Source organism: uncultured Gimesia sp. (genome assembly GCF_963972345.1).
Lineage (GTDB): Bacteria > Planctomycetota > Planctomycetia > Planctomycetales > Planctomycetaceae > Gimesia.
Map to the genome: position 1 here is coordinate 1 of NZ_CAXAVM010000270.1, position 7,817 is coordinate 7,817.

The following is a 7,817-nucleotide window of genomic DNA, read 5'->3' on the forward strand; positions in this document are numbered from 1 at the left end:
TTAAGAGCAACAGCAAACGGTGAGCCGAACAGTATTGGGCTTGCCCGACAGTGTTGGTATTATCGTCCCCATACGCATTTCACAAAGTATTATAAATGAAGCCCCCCACTCCCCGCAGATGAAAATCCCGAACCACTGAAAGATTAGAAAGATGGTATCACTGTTCAACACCCCGATCCGTTCAGAGTAAAACCACCAACCTCTACCGCTTTAGGTAGTGAGGTTCGCTCAACCACAACAGAACACGAACTCCACAACATCCTGTTGTCTCACGACAACCTCGGATTACATCCGAGGCCACCCGAATTGGAACAAAACCGTCAAATACCTTTTCAGTCACATAACAACTTTTTAGTGCTTTTCGTGTCTTTCATGGTTCATAAAATTTCGTATCTTTCGCGGTCCAAACCCCGGTTTCATGTTGCCAATCGTGGCGGAAACGGGCACGATTAAGAATAGTCTTAACAGATTTCGTAATTTAAACCTGCCAGAATATAAAGGTCCGCCTCGCCATGAAACGTCTGCTGTTCATTCTCAGTCTTACATTGCTGCTAACATCCGCTGCACACGCACAGCGTCCCAAACCCAATTACGATGAGAGCCAGGTCCCGGAATTCAAACTCCCCGACCCGCTCGTCACACAAGCGGGCAAAAAAGTGGATTCCGCCGAGAAATGGAACAAAGTCCGCCGCCCCGAAATTCTCGAACTCTTCGAAACTGAAGTCTACGGCAAAAGTCCTGCACGACCCGAGAACATGCTGTTCGAAGTTACGTCTGTCAAAAACGATGCTCTGGGCGGCAAAGCGATTCGCAAAGAAGTCTCGGTCTATTTCTCCGGCAAAAAAGAAGAACCGCGGATGGATCTGCTGATCTACCTCCCCGCGAAAGCCACTAAACCGGTGCCCGTTTTTATGGCGCTCAACTTTTATGGCAACCATACCATCACAGAAGAAACGGACGTCAAACTCAACGATCACTGGATGCGGGCCAATAAAGACAAAGCAATCGTCGATCATAAAGCGACCGAAGCATCGCGGGGCAAATCGGCTTCCCGCTGGCCTATCGAAACCATCATTGATCGCGGCTATGGACTCGTCGCCATCTACTGCGGCGATATCGATCCCGATGTGGACGACGGCTTCAAGAACGGCGTCCACGCGCTTTATAATTCCAAGCAGAAACCCGCGGCCGATGAGTGGGGCACAATTTCCGCCTGGGCCTGGGGTTTGAGCTGCGCCCTGGATTATCTGGAAACCGATGACCAGATCGATCATAACAAAGTCGCAGTCCTCGGCCATTCGCGGTTGGGAAAAACGTCCCTCTGGGCCGGCGCACAGGACCCGCGTTTCGCATTAGTCATCTCGAACGACTCGGGTTGTGGCGGTGCCGCCCTCAGTCGCAGACGATTTGGAGAAACCCTGCACGTTATTAATAATGCATTCCCCCACTGGTTTTGTGATAACTTCAACAAATATATCGACAAGGAAAACGAGCTGCCCGTCGATCAACATATGCTGATCTCTTTAATCGCACCGCGGCCCGTCTACGTTGCCAGTGCCGAGGATGACCGCTGGGCCGATCCCAAAGGCGAATTCCTCTCAGTAAAATATGCAGAACCGGTTTACAAACTGCTGGGAACCTCCGGCTTCGGTGCAGACAACATGCCCGCCGTCAATCAGCCGGTTCAGAAACAGATGGGCTATCACATTCGCACGGGCAAACATGATGTGACCGACTTCGACTGGCAGCAGTATCTGAATTTCGCCGATCAGCACTTTCAAGGCAGTTGAACAAGTCCATCCCCCGGAACAAAGACGCGTCAGCAGGTGGATTTAACCGCCTGCTGGCCCGTCATTTATCCTGTTTGCTGGACTGCACATCCATTCTCACCAGGGTCAGCTTTTCACACCGACCGCCGCAGTTTTGCCGAACGCCGCTTGCCTCTGCCGGAAAACCCACGATAATGGGGGCACGTGTTCAATTTTCATTCAAAACAAACTGACGACTAGTAATATGATGAATTTTCGTATCCGGAACTCTTTCGACATCAATCAACGTGCGCCTCAAATCTGCCTGATTCTGCTTCTGCTGACACTCCTGCCGCTACCATTGGCCCACGCGGATAAAGCCTCTGATGAATTCCAGCTGGCCATCGGCTTGTATAAACAGAATCGCTGGGAACTCGCTACCGAAAGGTTTCAGAAGTACCTGAAGGATTACCCCACGGATGCCAGCGTCCCCCTGGCGAAATTTTACCTGGGCCTGACACTCGTCAATCAGCAGAAATACCAGGAAGCCCGGAAGATTCTGCGGGAGTTCGTCAAACAGCATCCGCAAAACAAAAACCTGCCCGATGCCCTCTATCGAATCGCTGAATGCAGTTATCTGATTGATGATCTGGACGCCGCCGAAAAAGAGTTCACGGAATTCCTCAAGCTCTATCCCAATCATGCGCTGGAAGAATGGGCTTATCCCTATTTTGGTGATGTCCTGCTCCGCCGCGGCAAAGCCGATCTCGCGATTAAAAGTTTTCAGCGATCACTCGAACGTCATCCCAAAGGGGCGATGGCTGAAGACGCACAGTTCGGCCTGGCCTCTTCTTACCTGCGAGACAAGCAGACGAAAGAAGCAGAAAAACGATTCAAAGAAATCGCCGAACAGAAAAACCACTCACGCGCCAGCGATGCCCAGATGTCGCTCGCCACGTCACTTTTCGACCGGGGAGAGTTCCTGTCCGCCGCGGAAGCCTTCCTGGAACTTCCCAGGAAATTTCCGGAAAGCCCGCTGGGGACCACGGCCCGGCTCAACGCGGGTTATGCATATTACGATCTCAAAGAATACAACAAAGCCATCCAGCAATTTGACCTGGTTGCCAAAGACCCGAACCAGGCAGCGAACGCTTTGTACTGGAAGGGAGTCAGTCTCAAGGGAGAGCAACAGTTGCCCGCTGCCATCGCTGCGTTTGAACTGGCGCTCAAATCAAAACCCAATCCTCAACAGCAAGAGTCCACCACATACCAGTTAGCCGACGCGCTGTTACGTTCCGGCAAACCCGCTGAAGCCAAGACGCTGTTCCTGCAACTCGTCAAGCAGTCGCCCGAGAGTGACCTGGCAGACGACAGCCTGCACTTTGCCATTGAAGCCGCTTTGCTGACAGACGAACTGGCAGAAGCCGAACAGCTTTCAACACAGTTTGAAAAAACATTTCCCCAGAGCGGTTTACGTCTGCACCAGGAGTTGCTCAAAGGGCGTATCCTGGATGCGAAAGGCAAGCCTGAAGATCTGACGGCTGCCTTGACTCATTTTGAAAACGTGCTCAAAGAATCCCAGCTGGAGAATACTCAACTGTTGGCGCGGCTCTACCTGGCACGCGCTCACCAGAAGCTCAAACAGTACGACAAATCCATCGCAGTTCTGGAACCCTATCTCAAAGACCCCAAAGCCGTTAAAACATCCAGCGAATACGCTGACGCATTAGTGCTGCAGAGCAACAACTTTAATTCCATGGAGAAATACTCGGAAGCCGAAACCCTCTCGAAAGAGTACCTGAAGCAGTTCCCCAACGAAATGCGCTTTAACCAGATCCTGGCGAACCTGATTATCCTCACTGCCAAAAACAACAAACCGCAGGAAGTCGATCAATATCTGAAACAGCTGCAGGACCGCAAGCCGGAAAAGGATCTTCTGCTCCAGACGTATCGCCAGCTGGCAGAGCGCAATTACGAAGCGAAACAGTGGGCACGTGCCAAAACGTTTTTTAACGAGATCGTCAAACTCGGTTCTGATTCACCCGAGTACCCAGCCGGCCTGTCCGGGCTGGCCTGGAGTGAATTTCAGCTTGCCGAACACGAATCGGCGGCGGCTCATTTTCAGCAGTTCACCAAAGAATTCCCGGAAAACCCGCTCACCGCCGAAGCAGCCTACATGCAGGGACGCAGCCTGGAAAATAACAAACAACTCGAAGCCGCGGTCGACGTCTATCAGAAGGCACTGCAGCAGTTCGCTCCCTCACGTTATGCCATGCTCTCCGGACTGCAGGCTGCCCGCACGCTGTTTCAGTTGAAGAAAATTGATGAGGTGAATCAGGCCTACGAAGCACTCCTGCAGAAATTCCCCGAGGTCGATAATCTCGATAAAATTCTGGACGAGTGGGCGCTGATTAATTACGAAGCGGAAGAATTCGCGAAGTCGGACGAAATCTTTCGCAGGCTGGTGAAAGAAACGCCCGACAGCGACCTGGCCGATAATGCCCGCCTGAGCCTGGCAGAAAGTGATCTGATCTCAGGGAAGCTGGAACCTGCCGCCAAAGCATTCGATGAACTGCAGGGCAATCCCAAATCGGATGAGAAAGTGCAGCAGGTCTCCCTGTATCGCCTGATCGAAATCAACCTGGAACTTCAGAAATGGGAACTGGTTGACAAATACTCGAAAGAATTACTGAAACGCTTTCCCCAGAATGAATACGCGGCATTCGCACAATTCCATGAAGCCGAAGCAGCCTTGTATCTGAACCAGGTGGAAACCGCTCAGGCAGAATTATTGAAGCTGACTGCGGAAGACAAATCCAAATCGCTGGGCCAGAAACCCTGGTATCCCCGCGTCTGGGTGCTGCTGGCGGAAACGTATTTCCGTCAGAAAAAATATAAAGAAGTCGCGGAAACCGTAGACCGCTTCCGCAACTGGGATCCGGACAGCCCGTTTCTGTATCAGGCCCAGGAAGTTCTGGGCAGAAGCCTGAAAAACCAGGCCAAGTTTGACGAAGCCCGCAAGGTCTTCCAGCAGATCATCGACTCCGAAAACGGTCGCCGTACCGCCACTGCCGCCAAATGTCAGTTCCTGCTGGCGGAAACCCTGATGATTCAGGAGAAATTCAAGGATGCCCTGCTCGCTTATCTGCAGGTGAACATCCAGTATCAATTCCCCGAATGGCAGGCCCCCGCCCTGTACCAGGCGGCCATGTGCCACGAAGCCCTGAACGAATGGCCTCAGGCACAAAAAACATATCAGGATTACTTGAAGCGTTTTCCGGAGCATGAACTGGTTCCCCAGGCCAAAGAACGCCTGAAAGCGGTCGCCGCCCGGATCGGCAAGAATTAACAGCCGACTTCGTTTCCGCAGGTCAAAGCCTGTCCCGGACAGAGCGGAATTGCGATTCCAGACTCGACGGGAATCACCGTCTGACGTAAACTAGGCTGTGTCCAGTGTGACTGTAACGTCTCCAGGGCCATTTGAACCGAGCATAAAAGACGCATGATTAAATGTGATGCGCTTTACAGTGCACTCTGAGCAGAAGCCGCACTCGATGATCTCAATTTTCAGAGTCACCGTTTTATCAATTCGCCGATCCTGATCCGACAAGCACAACAAAACCTGTTGCTCACTACCAGATTTACGAGAATAACACCCAGTACTCATGATCAAATTAAACAGTAACCAGCAATCCCCCACAGGTTCTCCTGCCAACACGCAGCGCGGGTTCCGGCTCCGGTTCCTGGCGAAGCTGCTCGTGATCTGTGGCCTCTGCCTGATACTCTCCCCTGACAACAGCGCCGCGCAGGAACGTTTACCCAAGGTAGTGGAATCCGTGAATGGAGAATTTGTCGAAGTCAAAGACCCCGCTGGTCCGCTTCCGGGATCCGGCCTGCAGCCCGAACGGGGAACGAAGATTCCCTTTACTCCCCAGGAAATCATCGAAGAGCTGAAATATTACATTCTGCCATTTGTCATCGCTTCGGTGATTTCAATGTGGTTTATTATTGAACGCCTGGTGATCCTCCGATCCGGTCGCGTGATTCCCCGGCACTTCGTAACACGATTTCTGAAACTGCTCCAGGACGGCAAACTCAATTCCCGCTCTGCGCTGAAACTCTGTGACGAAAATCCCAGTCCGATCTCCGCCGTCTTCGCGCACGGCGTGCGCAAGTGGGGGAAACCAAGTGTCGAAGTCGAACAGGCCATCATCGATGGAGGCGAGCGACAGCTCTCTCAATTACGCAAACATCTGCGTGTCATCAATGGTGTCGCAACAGTTGCCCCGCTGATGGGCCTCCTGGGAACCGTCGTCGGTATGATCCTGGCATTCAACGATATCGCCAACAGCAGTGCAATGGGGAAAGCCGAAGAGCTCGCCGGCGGTATCGCACTCGCCCTGTTGACCACCGCGCTGGGACTGGGCATCGCCATCCCCTCGTTGATCATGTATATGTACCTGGCCGGACGCGTTGATGGACTGGTCATGGAAATGGATCAGTCCGCCCAGGACCTGGTACACCTCATCTCGGCAGAAGGGCTCGCCGCCAGTGCTGCCAGCCGCAAATCGAGCTCATCAGCGCCAGCGACCAGCACCAAAGCCAAGCCGGATAAAACAACCAGCGCCTCCTGAATTTGCCAACCAGGCCACATGGCGTTTATCGGCCTCTCGCACCGCTTTCATGTAGAACAACCCATTATTAGTTGTTCCGGGCATATTCCCTATTTACAATAGAAGCCGCTTTCCCCCGCCGGGGTCTGGTGTCCTGCATCCAGCAATTGGCTGAATCACTCTTTTTTCTGAACAGATCGAGATACCTCATGGCTGAATCGAAAGAATTCAAGGCAGTCCCGCTCGAAGAGGAATTGTCTCAGATTAAACGCGACCTCAAATTTTATCCTTCGACCACCTCTGATCCTGAAGTACTCACATCCAGCCAGATCGAACAGTTCAACCAGGATGGCTACCTGCGGGGTCTGCGTGTCTTCAATGAACGGGAAGTCCAGGAAAATCGGGAGTACTTCGATCGCCTGCTGGAATCGGTGATCGCTGCCGGCGGTGACAGTTACTCGATCAGCACCGCACACATGAAATACGGCAAAGTCTACGACCTGCTGACGCACCCCAACATCGTCGCATACGTCAAAGACCTGCTGGGCGAAAATCTCATTGCCTGGGGTTCCCACTTTTTCTGCAAAATGCCCCACGATGGGAAATCGGTGGCCTGGCACCAGGATGCCAGCTACTGGCCGCTCTCGCCTTCGAAAGCCGTCACTGTCTGGCTGGCCATTGATGACGCCGACCCGGAGAATGCCAACATGCGTTTCATCGCCGGCAGCCATCACCACGGCCACATGACCTATCGCCCCAGTGGTTCGCATGAAGACAATGTGCTCAACCAGACCATCGAAAACGCAGAGCAGTATGGCACCCCCGTGGACGACACGCTGCAGGCCGGTGAAATTTCGATTCACTCCGATTTGTTGCTGCATGGCTCTGACGCCAACCAGTCGGATCGCAGACGCTGCGGTTTAACGCTGCGTTACTGTGCCGCCGACGTCCGGGCCGGCATGGACTGGAATGCCAAAGGCGTGATCGTCTCTGGTTCCGATCCCTCGGGACACTGGTTAAATCCAGCACGTCCTGAAAACGATTAACCTTTCGCACTCGCACCACGGAATTGACAACTGATGCAAAAATATTACGCGGAAATCTTCGGCACCTTCATCCTGCTGTTTTCGGGTGCCGGCGCCATCGTCACCAACCAGGTCTCAAACGGCACAGTCACACACGTGGGTATCGCCCTGGTCTTCGGTCTGGTCGTGACCGCCGTGATTTATGCGATTGGAGAAATCTCCGGCGCGCATATCAATCCAGCCGTCACGATTGCGTTCTGGGTCAGCGGTCGCTTTCCCGGAAAATTTGTTTTGCCTTACATCGTCTGCCAGGTGATTGGTGCCCTCGCCGCCTGCCTGCTCTTAAAAGTCATTTTCCCGGGCCTCAACAACTACGGCATGACGCTGCCCGCCGGTTCGGATATGCAGTCCCTGATTCTGGAAGGCGTGCT

5 protein-coding genes are annotated in these 7,817 nt (G+C 53.0%); all 5 read left to right on the forward strand.

Annotated features, from left to right (window positions below; genetic code table 11):
- Positions 1-512: 512 nt before the first annotated feature.
- A complete protein-coding gene (locus AACZ40_RS27035) occupies positions 513-1,790 on the forward strand; it encodes an acetylxylan esterase (RefSeq protein WP_291170058.1) in 1,278 nt (425 codons plus the stop codon).
- Positions 1,791-2,013: 223 nt separating this feature from the next.
- Positions 2,014-5,097 (forward strand): tetratricopeptide repeat protein, encoded by a 3,084-nt coding sequence (locus AACZ40_RS27040; protein ID WP_291170056.1) that lies wholly within the window; start codon positions 2,014-2,016, stop codon positions 5,095-5,097.
- Between the two features lie 316 nt (positions 5,098-5,413).
- Positions 5,414-6,382 carry a MotA/TolQ/ExbB proton channel family protein gene (locus AACZ40_RS27045; protein ID WP_291170054.1) on the forward strand — a complete coding sequence of 323 codons (969 nt, stop codon included), beginning with the start codon at positions 5,414-5,416 and terminating at the stop codon, positions 6,380-6,382.
- 188 nt (positions 6,383-6,570) lie between these two features.
- On the forward strand, positions 6,571-7,407 hold the full coding sequence (locus tag AACZ40_RS27050; RefSeq protein ID WP_291170052.1) for a phytanoyl-CoA dioxygenase family protein: 837 nt from the start codon (positions 6,571-6,573) through the stop codon (positions 7,405-7,407).
- Between the two features lie 33 nt (positions 7,408-7,440).
- Positions 7,441-7,817, forward strand: a 377-nt coding sequence (locus tag AACZ40_RS27055; protein ID WP_339676677.1) for an aquaporin, incomplete at its 3' end; no start/stop codon positions are given.